This window comes from Flavobacterium circumlabens (assembly GCF_004345565.1).
Taxonomy (GTDB): domain Bacteria; phylum Bacteroidota; class Bacteroidia; order Flavobacteriales; family Flavobacteriaceae; genus Flavobacterium; species Flavobacterium circumlabens.
Genome location: NZ_SLWA01000002.1, coordinates 498,674 through 515,953 on the forward strand (window position 1 = coordinate 498,674; position 17,280 = coordinate 515,953).

Here is a 17,280-nt window from a genome sequence, read left to right on the forward strand (position 1 = left end):
TAAAAGAAAAAGTGTTGTTTTTTGCAGCACTTTTTCTTTTATAATTTAAAAATACCGGTCTAACAAAATATAGAATTCTTATGCCAGAAGGTCCGTCAATTGTAATACTTAAGGAAGAAACACAGCAATTTTCAGGGCAGAAAGTAATTTCTGTTTCCGGAAATAGTGCTATTGACATTCAAAGAATAAAAGGTAAAAGCATAACCTCTTTTAAAACCTGGGGAAAACACTTTCTAATTTGTTTTGATGATTTTACGGTTAAAATCCATTTACTCATGTTTGGTACCTACCGGATCAATGAGCGAAAAGAAACCACGCCACGATTAAGTTTGGTTTTTTCGAAAGGTGAACTTAATTTTTATACTTGCTCCGTTAAAATTCTCGAAGGAGATATCAATCTTCATTATGACTGGACTGAGGATGTCATGAATACAAAATGGGATCCGGAAAAAGCAAAACAAAGCCTGGATAAAATTCCAAAACAAAAGATTTGCGATGCTTTACTCGATCAGGATATATTTTCGGGAGTCGGCAATATTATAAAAAATGAAGTTTTATACCGCTGTTACATTCATCCCGAATCTTTGGTGGGTACAATTCCACCTCTGAAACTAAAGGAATTGATTGACGAATGCTCTGTTTACAGTTTTCAGTTTTTGGAATGGAAAAAAGCATTTGAACTTAAAAAACATTGGCTTGCTCATACCAAAAAAATCTGTCTGCGCTGCGATCTTCCGTTTACAAAGAAATATACCGGTGTAAAAAAACGAAGAAGCTTTTTCTGTACCAATTGTCAAAAATTATATCAATGAAAAAAGAACTATTAACAGGATGTTCGAGTTACAATAACCGCTATTGGAAAGGTATTTTCTATCCCGAAAATTTGCCCACTTCCAAATGGTTCGATTATTATTGCCAGCATTTTGATACGTATGAAATGAATGGTACTTTTTACAAATTTCCGACCCTTCGAATATTCGAAAATTGGTATAAAAAAGTACCGGAAAATTTCCTTTTTGCAGTAAAAGCACCAAAAGAAATTACGCACATCAGGAAGTTTACAGCTTGCGAAACTTTGTTGTCTGATTTCTATTCTATTTGTGAAAATGGTTTACGTGAAAAATTAGGTCCGATATTATTTCAGTTTCCTCCGAGTTATGATTTTACCGAAGAGAGACTGCAAACCATTATAAAATCACTTGATACTAAATTTATGAATGTAATTGAATTCAGGCATAAAAGCTGGTGGAATCAGCATGTCCGGGATACTTTTATAGAAAATAAAATCACTTTTTGCAGTGTAAGTTATCCGGGATTGCCTGATGTTGTTTTAACCGAATTTCCAATGGTTTACGTTCGGCTGCACGGAGATAAAAAGTTGTTTTATTCAGGGTATTCAACAGAAAAACTGGAAGAAATAAAAAAGGAAATTTCAAAATCCTCTAAAAGTGCTTTTGTTTATTTTAATAATACGGCAGGTGTGGAAGGGATTTCGAATGCTTTGGAGTTTAAAGCACTATAAGTTTAAAAAGATAAAGAAAAACCAAAATGGGGTATTAAAAGGAAGGAGCAATTACAATCCGGCTTTGGCCCGATAATAATTGCTCCTTGGTCTTAAATGAGAAAAAATATAATGAAGAAATGAAATTTACAATTTCAAAGTTCCTTCAATTCCGTCATCCATGGTTTTTCCACTTACAAATGCAGCTGTCATTTTTGCAATTGCAACCACTTTTCCGTGTTTATTGTTCCAGTAGTAGCCATCTTCAGGTACGACTTTAATAACACTCAGATTCGGATCGTCAATTCCACCCGGCATCCAGATTTTTACAATCGGATCCCATAGTTCTTCTATGATTTCGCGTTTGTACAATATTGTTGCAGTTCCATGTAAAGTCAGAAATTTATCATGTGGCGCAGCAAAAAAGATTTCTACCAGTGGATTTAGCGTGATTTCTGCATTTTGACTGCTGTTTCTGTCCGATAAAAACCAGAGTTGTCCCAGTTCATCAATTTTCTGAACAGACATTGGCCTTGATTGCAGTCTGATGTCTTTATAAGTACAAAACATACATGTTTTTATATCTTCTGCGAGATCTTTTATTTTATCTGCAGCTAGTTCATCTGTAAGGTCTTTATGATCTCCCATAACTTTATTTGTTTAATGTGTTAATTAATTAGTTTTGCATAAAAACTCCTGTTTGTAAATTGAATTTTATGTAAGAGTTTAATAATGATAAAGTTGAGGATTTTGTTCTTTTTCCGGTTACAGAATTTTACTTATAAATTATGAGATTCCAATTTGGATTTTTGTCAGAATTTAAAACAAATTATTTAAATTTATTTATTTGAGTTATCTTTGAATCACAAAATACCATTTTTCCAATATACATGAAAGATTTGACAATATTTTATACAGATGATGACGAAGATGATATAAGCATTTTCACAGACGCAGTTGAATCTTTACCTAAGAAAATAGAGCTAAAAACGTACAATGGAGGTGAAAAATTACTGAACGCAATTTACAATCCGCCACCAACGCCACACGTTGTTTTTTTAGATTTGAATATGCCGGGTAAAAATGGTTTTGATGTATTGACTGAGCTGAAAAAGTCTGATGAAAAAAAAGACATTCCAATTATAATTTTTTCCACTTCAAACGAACCGGGCATCATAGAAAAATGCCGTACACTGGGAGCCAATTACTTTATAACAAAACCTGTTTTAATGAAAGATATTATAAAATCTATTGAACATGCTTTAGAAATTGACTGGAAAAAGTTTACTCCCGATTCCAAAAATTTTGTCTATAAATTATAAGGACTTTTAAAAAAATTATAAAAACCAAACTTACCCATAAGTTTGGTTTTTTTTTAGAAGATTAATTTCAAAAAGGTGCTTCTTTAACTTTTTTCACTGTGCCAGGATTGCAGACCAATTCCTATATCTCAATTATTGACTTTGAAAAGCGCACATTTTTCTTAGAGTCTGTAAAGTGTTATTATTGTGGCGTATATTCTCTTTTCTAATTTTTAAATGAGCTAAGATTTAAATGCATTGAGTTAAGGTTTTTGGGTCTGATTGCTGAAATTTGGATAAGAGATTAGAAAACATATTAAAAATAAAGATCATGAAAAAAGAATATTCAAAAAACGAAACCGACTATATCAAAAAATATCAGGATGAGGGATATACCTCTAACTTCTTGTTTCAGGATGGTACATTCTTAGATTCAGAAACTAAGAACAGCTATCTGCCGGAAGAAATATTTATTGTGGCCCATCATCGCTACGAAGGAATGAGTGATCCTGATGATATGTCTATCTTATATATAATAGAAACCAACGATGAGAAAAAAGGAACTCATTTAATAGGCTATGGACCAACTGCTGATTTGGAAGAGGCAGAATTCTTTAAAGATATTCCAAAAAAGAACTATTCTAAAAATGCGGATATTAATGAAATTGCTTCCGAGTAAGTATATTAGAAGAAGCTTATTATAAAAATACACAACTATTTTATTTTGCTGAGGAAAGCAGTTATTCAGGATTAATTTCTGAATAGCTGCTTTTTTATTTAAAAGAATGCTAAAGTAGGAATTTGAGTGCAACCACAAATTTTGAAATATATCCGAAAAATTGTATAACAATTTGATTTGCAATAATTACGAAATTTGAAATATCAAAAGCGATAAAAAAACCAAAACCGGTTTTGTACGTAAATTAATACTAACCGTTTTTTTTAAATAAATCAAAATGAAAAAACTATACTTAAATACTGGCGGAATCAATACAATCTTTACGGATCTTGAAAGTTCATTTGAAGGAACTTTAACCTTTGATAATGAGGATTACAATTTAGCGGTAAACTCTAAATGGGCAAAAGGTACCATCAGCGGAATGAGTTTTCAAAACAAAATGTCCTATATACAGTTTGATATGATTTTTTCTGAAGAGGTAACTTTAAGTATAGAATCGTTTCAGTGTGCTCCGGTTTTTTTCGCGTATTGTTCAGCCGGAAACTTAAAACATAGTTTTGGAGCGTACGGAAATAGTACCCATCTGAAAAAAGGACAATCCGGAATTATGAGTAACAATACAACGATCAATAATGTATTGTATTTTGAAAGAAACAAACCGGTTAAGATTTTACTGATCGGGGTTCCAACGGCAACATTTCAGGTGGAAGAAGATAACGATTTGCTTTCCAAAATATCAAAAATGTTTATTAATTCTTCCGGGAACTATATTTACGTTGGTGCACAAAACCATAGAATCGCCGAAAAACTAATTGAGTTTGATCGTATTCCTCAAAAAGGGATTGTCAAAAACTTGCTTAAAGAAAGTATTCTTAACAGTATTGTGGAAGTAGAAGTGATGCAGCACAGTTCTAATTACAGCTCAATGATTACACCAATTTTAGGTTTGGCCACTAAACAAATGGAGGAAATCAGAAGAATTTCGCAGGTTAATATTTCTGAAGTTTTACATTCACTCGGACATGCGGGAAGAAATTACTTTCCAAGATTTTTCAAAGAGAAATACCAGCTTATCCATAAATACTCTCACAATTCGCTAGCTAAAACAGCCTAATATATCCTTAACTTGTAAGACAAAAAAACAGCTTAAAACAAAGCTGTTTTTTTTATGGCATTATTTTTCCTTTTCGTAGTAAAGTATAAAATACACCATTATTAAATTTAGAAAAAGAGATACACTATTGGTGATAATAATGGGCAGATCATTTTTAAGAAAGCCATAAACTATCCAGGCCGCAATTCCAAAAGTCAGCGCACTAAAAGTTAAAAGTGAAATTTCTTTTACTTTTTTAGTTTTCCAAACCTTCAAAATCTGGGGAATAACCGATAGCGTAACGCACGTACCAGCCAGAAGCCCAACAACGTTAATCAGATCCATATCTTTTTTTTAAAATAATAGCGAATTTTTAACTGGAAGAAGACTTAAAAGTAGCACTTATTTTGTCGGGTCGTTAACTGCATTGCAACAAAAACTACCGCAATAAAACCTTCTTTTGTCATTTTGTACGAAAATACATTTGGTAAAAAAGGAAGTTTCAACGTTAATGAAATTTTAAAAATTCAGCAATCATCAGGAATCTAATTAATTCGATTCAAACATGGGAATTATGAAACTATTTTCATTTGTGATAAAATAGGTTTTTAATTTTTTTTTATAAATTTGAAGCTTTTGTCAGCTGTTTTTTACATAATAACTGGTATTCCAAGAACAAAAAACCATTCAGAACCAAATTTTAATTTTAAAATTTAATTCAATAACGTTTTACACCAATAAAATGATATTAATCGTAGATGATGTTAAGGCTAATATAATTGCCTTAAAAAAAACGCTGGAGCTGCATGATATAGAAGTAGACACGGCAGAGTCTGGTGAAGAAGCGTTGAAGAAAATTTTAAAAATAAACTATTGCCTGATCATAATGGATGTCCAGATGCCCGGACTTGATGGTTTTGAAGTCGTTAAAATTCTTTCCGGCAATAAAAAGACAAAAGAAATTCCCGTAATTTTCCTGTCCGCCATCAGCATCGAAAAAAAATACATCTTCAAAGGATACGAAACAGGCGCTGTCGATTATGTTACAAAACCGGTAGATACAGATTTACTTATTTTAAAAGTAAAAACCTTCATCAAAATTTACGAGCAGAAAAACGAATTGAAAGTAATGAAAGACTTACTTTCAAAAGAAATAAAAATTCGAAAAGAAGCGCAGGATAACCTCGAAATCAAAATCGCGGAAAGAACCAAAGAACTGGTTTTGAAAAATGAAGAACTGGAGCTCAAAAATCATGAACTGCAGCAATTTTCGTGGGTAGTTTCCCATGATTTGAATGAACCTCTCCGGAAGATTCAGATTTTTATCAAAATCATCAAAGAACTTTACTTAGTACCTGACGCAAAAGCAATTGATTATGTAGATCGTACGGTGAAGGCCGCAGAAAGAATGCAGACCCTGATTACTGACTTGCTTGCCTATTCCAGATTATCCTCAAAAGTACAACCTGAAAAAACAGATTTAAATGTTGTTTTGCAGGAAGTGCTTACTGATTTTGATTATCTCATAGAGCGTAAAAATGCCGTCATAGAAACAAGCGAACTTCCAACAATAGACAGTATTCCGAGCCAGTTGAGACAGGTTTTTCAGAACCTGATCGGGAACGCCCTTAAGTTCTCCGGAAATGTAGAAACGCCTGTTATTAAGATTACGTCAGAATTAATCAAAACAAAAGATATTGACGGTGAGGTTTCATCCGACGGGAAATACTGCCGAATTATCGTTGCCGATAACGGAATTGGTTTCGATGAAATTTACCTGGATCGTATTTTTATTATTTTTCAGAGCCTAAATGACCGTCAGACTTATGAAGGCACCGGAATTGGTCTGGCAATTGCCAAGAAAATAATAGAAAAACACAACGGATTAATAACTGCGAAGAGTCAATCCGGTAAGGGAGCCAGTTTTATCATGGTCTTACCACTAAAATATGAGAATTAAAATAAAATAACCGGCTTAAAACCTATGAAAAACAATTTTAAAAGGAATTTACTGATTAGCTCAATGGTTTCGTTGCTCGTATTAACAATCAGTTCTACGGCTTCTTATCTCAGTATAAAAAATTTGCTAAGAAGTAATTTCTGGGTAAATCATACTCAGGATGTTATTTACAATTTAAATCAGGGATCTTATCTTGTTACCGATGCTCAAACCAGAATGCGCGGTTACCTGATTAGTGGTGATGAGCAATTTATAAAAGCCTATAGTGAGTCTGAAAACGAATCGAATGCTTATTTTCAAAAACTTGCTGAACTTACAAGTGATAATCCGACACAGCAAAAACTGCTAAATGATCTAAAGCCGCTAAGAGCTAATTTCTTTAAATATCTAAACAATCAGATCGTAAAAAAGCGTCTTGGAAAAAGCAATGCTACTTTTGACCTCGCAGTAGGAGTAAAGATGATGGATGAATTAAGAAGTTATTTCAAACGCATTGAACAAAGCGAACAGATTCTTCTGAAAGAACGAAATGAAACTTCAGACCAATATGGAACCTACAGTATTATCCTGATTATCGTTGCCTTTGTTATAGCCTTTTGTATTTCGATTGTGTTTTTATTCCGAATTTTAAAAGATTATAACGAACGTTTAACACTTCAGCATGAGCTCGAAAAGAAAGACAGGGAGACAGCGGAGCGAATTGTTGCCATCAGTACGATTGCCTCTAATATTTCAAACGGAAATTATGATATAAAAATAGAAGACACCAAGGCAGATGCTCTCGGAAATGTTGGAGAATCCCTGAATAATATGGGAGCTTCCCTAAAATCTTCTTTTAGTTTATTGTCTGAAAAAGAATGGCTGCAAAGTGGTATTGCAAAATTGAATAACATCATGCTGGGTGATAAATCACTGAATGAATTATCTAAAGATGTTATTGAATTTTTATGTATGTATACCAATAGCAGTGCAGGTGTGATGTATATTCTGGAAGGTGATGAGCTTTTTGCGACCGCCGGATACAGCTATATACCGACTAAGAACAGAGAGCGTATTCAGAAAGGAGATGGTTTATTGGGACAAGCGATTATTTCGCGTAAAATGTTAGAATTAAAAGTATTGTCATCCGATTTTATTCATATTAATTATGCCCTGGGTGAAATAAAACCGACACATATTGTCGCAGTTCCCTTAATCAATTTAAGAGTAGAAGGAGCGCTTGAACTGGCCAGTATTTACGGATTTTCTGATCTTCATCTGGAATTCCTGAAATTAGTAGGTAATAATATTGGTATTGCCATTAAATCAACTCAAAACCGTAAACGCGTTTTAGAATTGCTGGAAGAAACACAGTCACAATCGGAAGAATTACGTATTCAGCATAGTGAACTGGAAGCAATTAATGCCGAACTGGAAGCACAGACAGAAAAATTGCAGGCTTCTGAAGAGGAATTAAGAGTGCAGCAGGAAGAACTGGAACAAACCAATGAAGAGCTTTCGGAGCGCAGTGTTTTATTGGAAGAGAAAAACAATGAGATTCAGAAAAAATCAGAAGCTTTAGAATTGACAACTCGCTACAAGTCCGAATTTTTGGCTAATATGTCACACGAATTAAGAACACCTTTAAATTCTATTTTGCTTTTAAGCCGATTATTATCAGAGAATAATAGTCAGAGTATGAACAATGAAGAAATTGAGTTTGCAAAAGTAATTCAGAGTTCCGGAAACAGTTTATTGGGCTTAATTGATGAAATTCTGGATTTATCTAAAATTGAAGCCGGTAAAATGGAACTTGAATATTTAGATGTTTCCACCAAAGAAATTACAGACGGCATGTATAACTTGTTCTCGTTTGTGGCGAAAGAGAAAAACATCAACTTTGAGATTATCTCAAAAGATGCCCCGATTGTCATCAAAACAGATAAAATGAGATTAGAACAGATTCTTAAAAATCTAATTTCAAATGCCATAAAATTTACAGAAAAAGGATCCGTAAGTCTGGAAATTAAAGTAAACGACGACGATGATAAAATCATTTGTTTTATCGTAAAAGATACCGGAATCGGAATCCCGTTAGACAAGCAGCCATTGATTTTTGAAGCTTTCCAGCAGGCAGACGGCTCTACAAAACGTAAGTACGGAGGAACAGGTTTGGGATTGTCGATCAGCAGGGAATTAGCAAAATTATTAAGAGGAGAGATTATCCTGCACAGTACAGTAGGAGAAGGAAGCAGCTTTACTTTATGTTTGCCTGTTTTTGGGTCAATCACTAAAAAAGTAACTGTGGAGAAAAATCCTCCCATAGAAATTGCTGCAGCAGAGGCAGAAGAATTGAAATCAATCAAAAATAAATACATCTCGACTATTATTCCGGCTGAAATTGAAGACGACAGAGACACCATTTCCGAAGATGACAAAGTAATTTTAATTGTGGAAGACGATATTAACTTTGCAAAATCACTTTTGAGCTTCAGTAGAAATAATGGTTATAAAGCTATTGTTTCGGTTCGTGGAGATTATGCTTTAAATTTTGCGATTATCTACAAACCAGTCGGAATTTTACTGGATATTGAATTGCCGATAAAAAGCGGATGGGAAGTGCTGGAGGAATTGAAAAACCACGGAGAGACCAAACATATTCCGGTGCATATCATGTCATCACATAAACTGAAACAGGAAAGTTTATTGAAAGGAGCGATTGATTTTCTTCATAAACCGGTTGCATTTGACCGAATTCCCGAAGTTTTTACGCGAATAGAACATATCATCAACAAAGAATCGCAAAAGGTTTTAATTATTGAAGATAATCCGCAGCATGCAAAAGCGCTGGCTTTCTTTTTAGAGACACATGACATTAATTCTGAAATTAAAAGTGAAGTTTCCGAAGGTTTAATCGCATTAAACAAAAAAGAAATAGACTGTGTTATTCTGGATATGGGAGTTCCCGATGCCCATGCCTACGAGATTTTAGATGGCGTTAAAAAGAGCCCGGGCTTAGAAAACCTGCCTGTAATTGTATTTACAGGAAAAAGTTTATCCCTGAAAGAAGAAGTTAAAATTAAAAAATACGCAGATTCTATTATTGTAAAAACTGCTCATTCGTACCAGAGAATGTTAGATGAAGTATCTTTGTTTTTACATTTGGTGGAAGAAACGAAAGGAGCAGACGGCAAAAAAGAAAGCCATAAAAAGCTCAATTTGCTCAACAACGTACTATACGACAAAAAAGTCCTGATTGTAGACGACGATGTTCGAAATATATATTCGCTGACCAAAGCGCTGGAAACTTTTAAGATGAATGTAATCACAGCCTTTGACGGAAACGAAGCCATCAAGATATTAGAAGAAAATCCGGATACCGATATTGTTCTTTTAGATATGATGATGCCCAATATGGACGGTTACGAAACGGCAGAAAAAATACGTACAATCCCTAAATTTATCACATTACCACTAATCGCCGTGACGGCAAAAGCAATGACAGGAGACAGAGAAAAATGTATCAGGGCAGGTGCGTCGGATTACATCACAAAACCGGTTGATATCGATCAGTTATTGTCGTTGTTGCGCGTATGGTTGTATGATAAAATTTAAGGTAAAAAGGATAAAAAAAATGAGTAAAAAAAGAGTCTTAATTATTGACGATGATTCAAGAAATATCTTCGCTTTGGTCAATACCCTAAAGGTAAAATCATTCGATTGTTTATCTTGTTTAAGTGCCGAAGAAGCCTTAAAATTGTTACAGACAGAGGAGCAGATTGATGCCATTCTGATTGACATGATGATGCCCGAAATGGATGGTTATGATGCTATTCCGTTAATAAAAAGAATACCTTCCAGAGAAGATACGTTAATTGTTGCCGTAACGGCACAGGCTATGACAGGTGATAAAGAAAAATGTCTGGAGGCCGGTGCCGATGATTATGTTTCAAAACCCATTGATGTAGATAAATTGCTTGAAGCATTATCAAAAATTTGATTTTATTATGATTGAAGATATTGAGTTAGAAACGCTTATAAATGATATTTATGAATATTACGGTTTTGACTTTGGAAGTTATTCCAGGGCATCTCTGAAAAGGCGTGTAAACCGAATATATCAATTAGAAGGATTCAAAAATTTTTATGAATTCTTGTCAAAAGTAAGGTACGATCCGGAATATTATAAAAATATGATTGACGAAATTACAGTAAATGTTACTGAAATGTTTCGCGATCCCGCTTTTTATAAGGCAGTCCGAAATGAGATTTTGCCTCAGCTGGCTCCAAAACCTTTCATTCGTTTGTGGCATGCGGGTTGTTCCAGTGGCGAAGAAGTATATTCTATGGCCATTATGCTCAAAGAGGCAGGACTTCTTCACAAATCAATTATCTATGCCACAGATATCAATTCTAAAGTTTTGGAAACGGCCAAAAAAGGAATTTTTCCGTTGCGAATGATGAAGGAATACTCCGAAAACTACCGGGACTCCGGAGGGCAGGAAGATTTTTCCAAATATTACATTGCGAACTATGGAATCGCTAAGTTTAATGAGGAATTAGCCGAAAAAATGGTTTTCTCCCAGCATAATTTAGTTTCAGACAATTCATTTAATGAATTCGATTTTATTCTTTGCCGCAATGTTCTCATTTATTTTGATAATGATTTGCAAAAAAGAGTGATCAATTTATTCGACGAAAGTCTGTCAATTCTGGGATTTTTAGCGTTGGGAACAAAAGAGACTATAAAATATTCTATATCTACCACTAAGTACAAACAGTTAGAGAAAGAAAAAATATGGCGGAAGATAAAATAAATCCAAAATGTAAAGTGGTTATTGTCGGAGGATCTGCGGGAAGTTTAAACGCTTTGATGCAAATCCTGCCGGAACTATACGTTTTAAATGCTTTCGCTCTTGTAATTGTGCTTCACAGAAGAGGTACAGACGACATGACGCTCGAAGAATTAATCAAAATAAAAACAGAAGTTCCCGTAAAAATCATCGAAGATAAAGAACCTTTAGTGCCCGGGTTTTTATACGTGGCTCCGTCCAATTACCATTTATTGTTTGAAAAAGGGGAGACGATGTCTCTCGACACTTCAGAGAAGGTAAATTACAGCCGGCCAAGTATCGATGTTTCTTTTGAGTCTGCAGCTGAAATTTACGGAGACAGTCTGGTTGCGATTTTATTATCAGGTTCCAATGCTGACGGAACAGAAGGATTAAAAACGATTCAGAATGCCGGAGGAATCATTATTGTTCAGGATCCGCAATCGGCTGATATGCCCTTTATGCCTAATAATGCTATAAGACACACTACACCGGACTTTATTCTGAATACCGATGAAATATTAAAATTTATTATTTCTGTCAACAGTTAAGCATTCCCCAAAAGATTATTATTCGATAACACTTTCATAAAATGATTCTGGGTTTTAATACTTAAAATTGCAGCTTATAAGCCAATTTATAAAATGTTATGCCATGATTTTGAATAAAATAGTGCTCTTCCCCAAAAAAAATATCGTTCGATTCAGCTTTTTGTTCCTGCTTTTTTTGAATTATACGCTTTCAGCCCAAAAGCAAGCCCGGCTTGAAGGTGTTCAGGTTGCTTTTTTATCAGATGTGCATTTACAGGATTTGTTCGGAAAATTTTCAGATAATGAATTCCGTGGAATTTTAAATCCGAAGACAGGAAAATATACCTTATTGCGAACAATGGCTTCCCAGTTACATTCGACCCGAATTTTCAATGAAAATTACTTTGCCTTTCTGGCTGCTTTAGACGATATCGCCAAACGAAAAATAAAGTATGTGGCACTTCCCGGTGATTATACAGACGATGGTCAGCCGATTCATGTTCGCGGATTAGAAGAAATCTTAAATAAATACCGAAAAAAATACGGAATTGAATTTTTTATCACCACCGGAAATCACGATCCCGTTGGGCCATTCGCGCAGGAATCCGGTAAAGAAGACTTTTTAGGAAACGAAGGAAAAAATCAGCCGATTTACAGCAAAGAAGGAATGTATAAACCTAATTTAGACCTGGAACAACCTGTTGTCGTTACCGCCGATATCGCAAAAATGGGTTATTTAGGAATTACAGAAGGGTTGAAAAATTCCGGATTTTATCCCAATAAAAAATATAAATTCTGGTCCACGCCTTTTGCACCCTATACGAGCCAGAATTATACCTATGCAAAAGCTATGGAAGCCGCTTTACTATCCAACAGAGTGTATAACGTAGCTCCGGGTTATGAAGTTCCGGATGTGAGTTATGTGGTAGAACCCATTGACGGACTTTGGCTAATGGCGATTGACGGGAATGTTTATATTCCGAAGAAAAATGCAACGGCAGATTCAAAAGATCCCAAGAATTACTCGGATGCCAGTACGGGCTACAACAATGTGCTGTCGAACAAAAAACATCTGATAAAATGGGTAGAGGAAATTTCGCTTGAAGCGAAAAAACAAGGCAAAATGCTGATTGCTTTCAGTCATTTTCCGATGATTGATTTTAATGATGACGCTTCGGCGGAAATAAAAGAATTACTGGGTCCGAATAAATGGCAGCTCAACCGGGTTCCGACCGAAGAAGTCGCACAGGTTTTTGCTGATGCAGGATTAAAAATTCATTTTGGCGGACACATGCACATCAACGATACGGGAGTGAGGACTACTGCAAAAGGCAATACACTGGTCAATATTCAGACGCCTTCCCTGGCAGCTTATATTCCGGCTTATAAATTACTGACAATTCAGAAAGATAATCTTGTCGATATTCAGACCATTACCATTGATAAGGTTCCCGGTTACGATGAACTTTTTGATTTGTACCGCACAGAATATCAGTTTCTGGAAAGCAAACATGCCAAAGACATCTGGAATATTGAGATCCTGAAAACGAAAAACTATCACGATTTTACCGATTTCCACCTCAAAGAACTGGTTCGTCTTCGTTTTTTAGCAGATGACTGGCCTGCAGCGTTCAAAGATTTTATTCTGAATGTTTCCGGAGAAGATTTATTGGTTTTGGCGAATATAAAATCAGATAAGGATTTTGATGTAATCCTGAAAAACAAAGAAAACTTCAAAACAGAATGGGCAGCGTCGGAACAAAAAACTTCTGAACTTTTATCCAAAAATAATCTCAAAAAAGAAGCTTTTAAAAACTGGAACGGGTACGATTTTCTGGTCGACTTTTACCGTTTCAGAAGCGCCGATGAATTGGCTTTAACCGATATCGGAACAGAAAAAGCAAAGGAATATAAAATACTATCACAGTTGTTTTTTGAAAACTACAAAGAAGAAACGGCTTCAAAAGAAAAACCGTTGCAAAATCAAATGCGTCTTTTCCTGATTATATTCAATAAATTCATGCACGAAGTTCCGGCAGATCATTTTAGTGTTGATTTGAAGACTGGGAGAGTTAGGGATCTTAAATAGTTTTCAGTCCCAGTCTCAGTCTCAGTTTTCCGTAAACTGAGACTGCAAACTTTATTTCTTCTCAATGAAGTTTTTTTCACGCAGATTTTGCAGATTTTCTACGCAATTTGTGTCATTTCGACGAAGGAGAAATCACATTTTCTGAAGCACGTTTGCTGAATCCGTTTAGTATAGTTTGCTTCGTTCTTCGCAATGACTTTGATTGCCGGGTAACATTGTTGCTCTGTATATGTAATTTTACTTCGTCTGTTCGCTACCGCTCTAGTCTCCAGCATCGAATCACACAACTTTGTGTTAGTTAACAAAATAGAACATAAAAAATTTGCTAAATCTGCTTGAGAAAAAAAAGAAAACCACCACAAAAAAAATCAGGTTTCAGATTCAACACAAAGTAGAACCTGAAACCTGAAACTAAAAAACTTGAAACTATTTTACACCATTAACCGGATTAACTCTAACATAAGTCCCATCATCGTATTTAATTTGATAAGGCGAATTGAAAAACGTACTCGGCAGATAATAATCCGTAGTAATTACCTGTGCACCTGATTTTTTGGATGCTTCAAAGTGCTTGTAATCATTTGCTCTGGCTTCTTTGGTATCCGAGTCGGCTCTGGTGCGGATGATGTATCCCTTTTTTACCAGATCGGCGATTTCAGGATCTTCAGAATTGTTTCTGAATAAAGCTGCAGCTTCCGGCTTTCCGGGTTCGGCGTTGATAAAAACGGTGCGTCCTTTAAGGGAGGGGTGATTTAAGGCGTACAAATCTCTTTTTGCTCCGTTGTTGTCTAACAGGAATAAAAATCGTCCTTTTGCTTTTTTAAGTGTTGGCCAGTTTTGGTGTAAAACCGCCTCTTCCAGCGTACTGTATTTTCCTCTCACCATATCGGGCGTAATCAACTTATTGTTTCCTAATTCTTTGCGGATCACTTTATCCAGAGCATCAAATAATTCAGGAGTGAAGTCTTCCGGTTTCGTTCCGAAGAAATTGGCTTCCCCGTCCTTAGGTTCCAGAGTAATAAAAACAGGAACGTGATCCGGATTGGCATCGGACCATTTTTTAAGTTCCTGCAGGCAAATTTCGAAAGTGTAGCAAGAAGTCCTGAAATCGATATCCGGCATGTGAAACACCTTAAAACCGGGTTTGTTCATTAATCCTTTGGGATCATAAGCTTCTTGTGGTGTTACAATATCCAATCCTTTTGGATGCGCGTATTTTCCACCTTTCGTATCCGCGTAAACATCGATTTCCAGATTGCGTAATCCTTTATTCAGTTGTTCTGTAATAGGAATATGCGTGTATTGCAAACCTTTCAGGGAACGTGCCGTGTCTTTCGCCTGAATGAAGTTGTACAAATCATTTTCGATAGCGTGTCTGTAACTATTGTGGGAGCCAATGACTTGTAGCTGATTTATTTTTAGGTTTTCGTCTTTTATTTGTGCATTGCCATTCAGGGCACCTGCAAGGCATAATGTAAACAGGATCTGTTTCATAATTTGAAGTTGTAATTAGGATTAAGGGAGAGGGGAGAAGAGCTGAGAATACGTCCTCTTTTGAGTGTACTAAATTAAAAGCATCATCCGGTTTTTGTGTTAGTTAAAAAAAAACAAATCGCAAAATGATTATCATTTCTTCGGTAAAAAAGTAGTATTACTACAGCAAAAGAGTTTATTATTTAATTTAAAGTTAACCTTCAGGCAAAAAACATTGGTGTAACATTTCCTTATTTTACAGCATAAAAAAGTTCCCAATATTCTTATGAAGAACCCTGAAATTTTTGAAAAAACGTATACGGAATACTGGAAAAAGTTAAATGCCTTTTCGTATACCATGACTCAGGATAAAGATTTGGCGCAGAACATTGTTCAGGATGTTTTTATTGATTTATGGGAAAGAAAAGACGACCTGAACATTCAGGCAATCGAACCTTATTTATTCCGTGCGGTAAAGAATCAGGTTTTTAAACATTACCAGAACAATCGTTTTGACAAGACCATTCTCGAAGACAAATTCGAAGATTATATTATTGATAATTTCACCTCTATTGATCCTGAAGTTATGGATCTGCTTTATTCCTTATTAGACAAACTTCCCGAAAAAAGGAAAGAGGTTTTACTAATGTATAAATTTCAGGACATGTCTATCGATCAGATCGCTTCAGAACTCGGTATTTCAAAACAAACCGTCAAGAATCAAATTTCTTCCGGCTTAAAACAATTGCGTGAAGGCTTGAAAGACCTGGCCTGGATGGCACCTTATATCGTTTTGCATCAAAATTTTTTAAGATAACTTTCTGTTAATGGTTTCATAATATTTCCGGATAGTACGATTTCTGATTTCCGGTACTTACAGATAATAATAAGTATTATGATAAAAAGAATCAAACACAGTTTAGGGTATCTGATTGATAAAAGTGCTCAGAATAAAACATCAAAAGCAGAAGAAAATCTATTAGATCATTTTGCCTTTACTGAATTTAAAAAATCAAAGTGGGATGACGCTTCAATGGGCAATGCCGACGAAGTTTCCCAAAACATATATAGAGGTATTCAGCTTCGAATAGAGAAGAAGAAGATTTTTAGTCCGTATTGGAAATATATGGCTGCTGCCAGTATTCTTTTTCTTGTTGGTTTAGGATTTTTTTATAAGCCGAATGTATCCATCGAAAAGCAATTAACATTTAAAACCGCATCATCTCCAAAATCAATCCGGTTAAGTGATGGTACGAAAATTTATCTGGCAGCAAATTCTTCTTTCCAATATCCGGCGCAGTTTAAAGGTGACGAAAGAACAGTTTCTTTACTAAAAGGGAATGCCTTTTTTGAAGTGGCAAAAGACAAAAAACATCCTTTTATCATTCATTCCGGACCAATTAAAACAAGGGTTGTCGGAACCTCATTTCATATTCAGTTTTCCAAATCAAAATGTGAAGTGCTTGTTGTAACCGGAAAAGTAAATGTTTCCAGCAAAGATCAGAGTGTTGATCTGATACCTAATCAGGAAGCTATTTTTGCTGATGCTCAATTAACGAAACTTCCAATTGACAAATCACTTTCAATCAATTGGTACAATACTGACATAGCACTAAATCAGGCTACATTAAAACAAGTCATTACCATTTTACAATATAAATACGGAGTAACCTTTTCGTGTAAAAACGAAGCTGTGCTGACAACGCCGGTGACTGTTTTTATAGAAAAGAATGCTTCACTTGATAGTGTCTTAAAACAAATAAACTATATCACGAACCTAAAATTCAACACCTATGACGGAATAATACAAGTGAATTAAAAAACAAAAAAGCAGTTGCTGAGA

General features: G+C 35.0%; 16 protein-coding genes. 13 read left to right on the forward strand and 3 right to left on the reverse strand.

Annotated elements, in window-relative coordinates; all coding sequences use genetic code 11:
• The first annotated feature begins 80 nt into the window (after window positions 1–80).
• Both EV142_RS06690 and EV142_RS06695 read left to right on the forward strand, forming a co-directional pair.
• Window positions 81–812, forward strand: coding sequence for a DNA-formamidopyrimidine glycosylase family protein (locus EV142_RS06690; RefSeq protein ID WP_132033756.1), 732 nt, complete (start codon window positions 81–83; stop codon window positions 810–812).
• Window positions 809–1,522: a DUF72 domain-containing protein gene (locus EV142_RS06695; RefSeq protein ID WP_132033758.1), complete on the forward strand. Its 714-nt coding sequence runs from the start codon at window positions 809–811 to the stop codon at window positions 1,520–1,522. The genes EV142_RS06690 and EV142_RS06695 overlap by 4 nt, the downstream gene beginning before the upstream one ends.
• Window positions 1,523–1,648: 126 nt before the next feature.
• Here the strand turns inward: EV142_RS06695 and EV142_RS06700 are convergent, their stop codons facing one another.
• A complete protein-coding gene (locus EV142_RS06700) occupies window positions 1,649–2,149 on the reverse strand; it encodes a pyridoxamine 5'-phosphate oxidase family protein (RefSeq protein ID WP_132033760.1) in 501 nt (166 codons plus the stop codon).
• Between the two features lie 242 nt (window positions 2,150–2,391).
• On the opposite strand from EV142_RS06700, the gene EV142_RS06705 reads away from it, so the two are divergent.
• The 3 genes from EV142_RS06705 (at window position 2,392) to EV142_RS06715 (ending at window position 4,595) form a co-directional block, all read left to right on the forward strand.
• A complete protein-coding gene (locus EV142_RS06705) occupies window positions 2,392–2,823 on the forward strand; it encodes a response regulator (protein WP_132033770.1) in 432 nt (143 codons plus the stop codon).
• Between the two features lie 310 nt (window positions 2,824–3,133).
• Entirely contained in the window at window positions 3,134–3,481 is a 348-nt protein-coding gene (locus EV142_RS06710) for a hypothetical protein (protein ID WP_132033772.1), read from the forward strand.
• Window positions 3,482–3,758: 277 nt separating this feature from the next.
• A complete protein-coding gene (locus EV142_RS06715; protein WP_132033774.1) occupies window positions 3,759–4,595 on the forward strand; it encodes a hypothetical protein in 837 nt (278 codons plus the stop codon).
• A 60-nt stretch (window positions 4,596–4,655) separates the two neighbouring features.
• Here EV142_RS06715 and EV142_RS06720 read toward each other — a convergent pair whose 3' ends face one another.
• Window positions 4,656–4,919, reverse strand: a complete 264-nt coding sequence (locus EV142_RS06720; RefSeq protein WP_132033776.1) for a SemiSWEET family sugar transporter — start codon at window positions 4,917–4,919, stop codon at window positions 4,656–4,658.
• 397 nt (window positions 4,920–5,316) lie between these two features.
• On the opposite strand from EV142_RS06720, the gene EV142_RS06725 reads away from it, so the two are divergent.
• The 6 genes from EV142_RS06725 (at window position 5,317) to EV142_RS06750 (ending at window position 13,964) form a co-directional block, all read left to right on the forward strand.
• Complete coding sequence (locus EV142_RS06725) at window positions 5,317–6,534, forward strand: hybrid sensor histidine kinase/response regulator (protein WP_132033778.1); 1,218 nt, start codon at window positions 5,317–5,319, stop codon at window positions 6,532–6,534.
• A gap of 24 nt (window positions 6,535–6,558) precedes the next feature.
• A complete protein-coding gene (locus EV142_RS06730; RefSeq protein WP_132033780.1) occupies window positions 6,559–10,128 on the forward strand; it encodes a response regulator in 3,570 nt (1,189 codons plus the stop codon).
• 19 nt (window positions 10,129–10,147) lie between these two features.
• Complete coding sequence (locus EV142_RS06735; protein WP_132033782.1) at window positions 10,148–10,513, forward strand: response regulator; 366 nt, start codon at window positions 10,148–10,150, stop codon at window positions 10,511–10,513.
• A gap of 7 nt (window positions 10,514–10,520) precedes the next feature.
• Window positions 10,521–11,330, forward strand: a complete 810-nt coding sequence (locus tag EV142_RS06740; protein ID WP_132033784.1) for a CheR family methyltransferase — start codon at window positions 10,521–10,523, stop codon at window positions 11,328–11,330.
• A complete protein-coding gene (locus EV142_RS06745) occupies window positions 11,312–11,896 on the forward strand; it encodes a chemotaxis protein CheB (RefSeq protein WP_132033786.1) in 585 nt (194 codons plus the stop codon). The genes EV142_RS06740 and EV142_RS06745 overlap by 19 nt, the downstream gene beginning before the upstream one ends.
• A 103-nt stretch (window positions 11,897–11,999) precedes the next feature.
• The gene (locus EV142_RS06750) at window positions 12,000–13,964 is read left to right on the forward strand and encodes a metallophosphoesterase family protein (protein ID WP_132033788.1); all 1,965 of its coding nucleotides are present in this window, start codon (window positions 12,000–12,002) and stop codon (window positions 13,962–13,964) included.
• Window positions 13,965–14,390: 426 nt separating this feature from the next.
• Here the strand turns inward: EV142_RS06750 and EV142_RS06755 are convergent, their stop codons facing one another.
• Window positions 14,391–15,458 (reverse strand): phosphatidylinositol-specific phospholipase C1-like protein, encoded by a 1,068-nt coding sequence (locus EV142_RS06755; RefSeq protein WP_132033790.1) that lies wholly within the window; start codon window positions 15,456–15,458, stop codon window positions 14,391–14,393.
• A 265-nt stretch (window positions 15,459–15,723) separates the two neighbouring features.
• On the opposite strand from EV142_RS06755, the gene EV142_RS06760 reads away from it, so the two are divergent.
• Together EV142_RS06760 and EV142_RS06765 are read left to right on the forward strand one after the other, a co-directional pair.
• Window positions 15,724–16,254 (forward strand): RNA polymerase sigma-70 factor, encoded by a 531-nt coding sequence (locus EV142_RS06760; RefSeq protein ID WP_132033792.1) that lies wholly within the window; start codon window positions 15,724–15,726, stop codon window positions 16,252–16,254.
• Window positions 16,255–16,332: 78 nt separating this feature from the next.
• Window positions 16,333–17,256, forward strand: a complete 924-nt coding sequence (locus EV142_RS06765) for a FecR family protein (protein WP_132033794.1) — start codon at window positions 16,333–16,335, stop codon at window positions 17,254–17,256.
• Window positions 17,257–17,280: the final 24 nt, after the last annotated feature.

Coding starts and splice junctions, on each gene's coding strand:
- EV142_RS06690 (WP_132033756.1), top strand. CDS start 81: ATGCCAGAAGGTCCGTCAATTGTAATACTTAAGGAAGAAACACAGCAA.
- EV142_RS06695 (WP_132033758.1), top strand. CDS start 809: ATGAAAAAAGAACTATTAACAGGATGTTCGAGTTACAATAACCGCTAT.
- EV142_RS06700 (WP_132033760.1), bottom strand. CDS start 2,149: ATGGGAGATCATAAAGACCTTACAGATGAACTAGCTGCAGATAAAATA.
- EV142_RS06705 (WP_132033770.1), top strand. CDS start 2,392: ATGAAAGATTTGACAATATTTTATACAGATGATGACGAAGATGATATA.
- EV142_RS06710 (WP_132033772.1), top strand. CDS start 3,134: ATGAAAAAAGAATATTCAAAAAACGAAACCGACTATATCAAAAAATAT.
- EV142_RS06715 (WP_132033774.1), top strand. CDS start 3,759: ATGAAAAAACTATACTTAAATACTGGCGGAATCAATACAATCTTTACG.
- EV142_RS06720 (WP_132033776.1), bottom strand. CDS start 4,919: ATGGATCTGATTAACGTTGTTGGGCTTCTGGCTGGTACGTGCGTTACG.
- EV142_RS06725 (WP_132033778.1), top strand. CDS start 5,317: ATGATATTAATCGTAGATGATGTTAAGGCTAATATAATTGCCTTAAAA.
- EV142_RS06730 (WP_132033780.1), top strand. CDS start 6,559: ATGAAAAACAATTTTAAAAGGAATTTACTGATTAGCTCAATGGTTTCG.
- EV142_RS06735 (WP_132033782.1), top strand. CDS start 10,148: ATGAGTAAAAAAAGAGTCTTAATTATTGACGATGATTCAAGAAATATC.
- EV142_RS06740 (WP_132033784.1), top strand. CDS start 10,521: ATGATTGAAGATATTGAGTTAGAAACGCTTATAAATGATATTTATGAA.
- EV142_RS06745 (WP_132033786.1), top strand. CDS start 11,312: ATGGCGGAAGATAAAATAAATCCAAAATGTAAAGTGGTTATTGTCGGA.
- EV142_RS06750 (WP_132033788.1), top strand. CDS start 12,000: ATGATTTTGAATAAAATAGTGCTCTTCCCCAAAAAAAATATCGTTCGA.
- EV142_RS06755 (WP_132033790.1), bottom strand. CDS start 15,458: ATGAAACAGATCCTGTTTACATTATGCCTTGCAGGTGCCCTGAATGGC.
- EV142_RS06760 (WP_132033792.1), top strand. CDS start 15,724: ATGAAGAACCCTGAAATTTTTGAAAAAACGTATACGGAATACTGGAAA.
- EV142_RS06765 (WP_132033794.1), top strand. CDS start 16,333: ATGATAAAAAGAATCAAACACAGTTTAGGGTATCTGATTGATAAAAGT.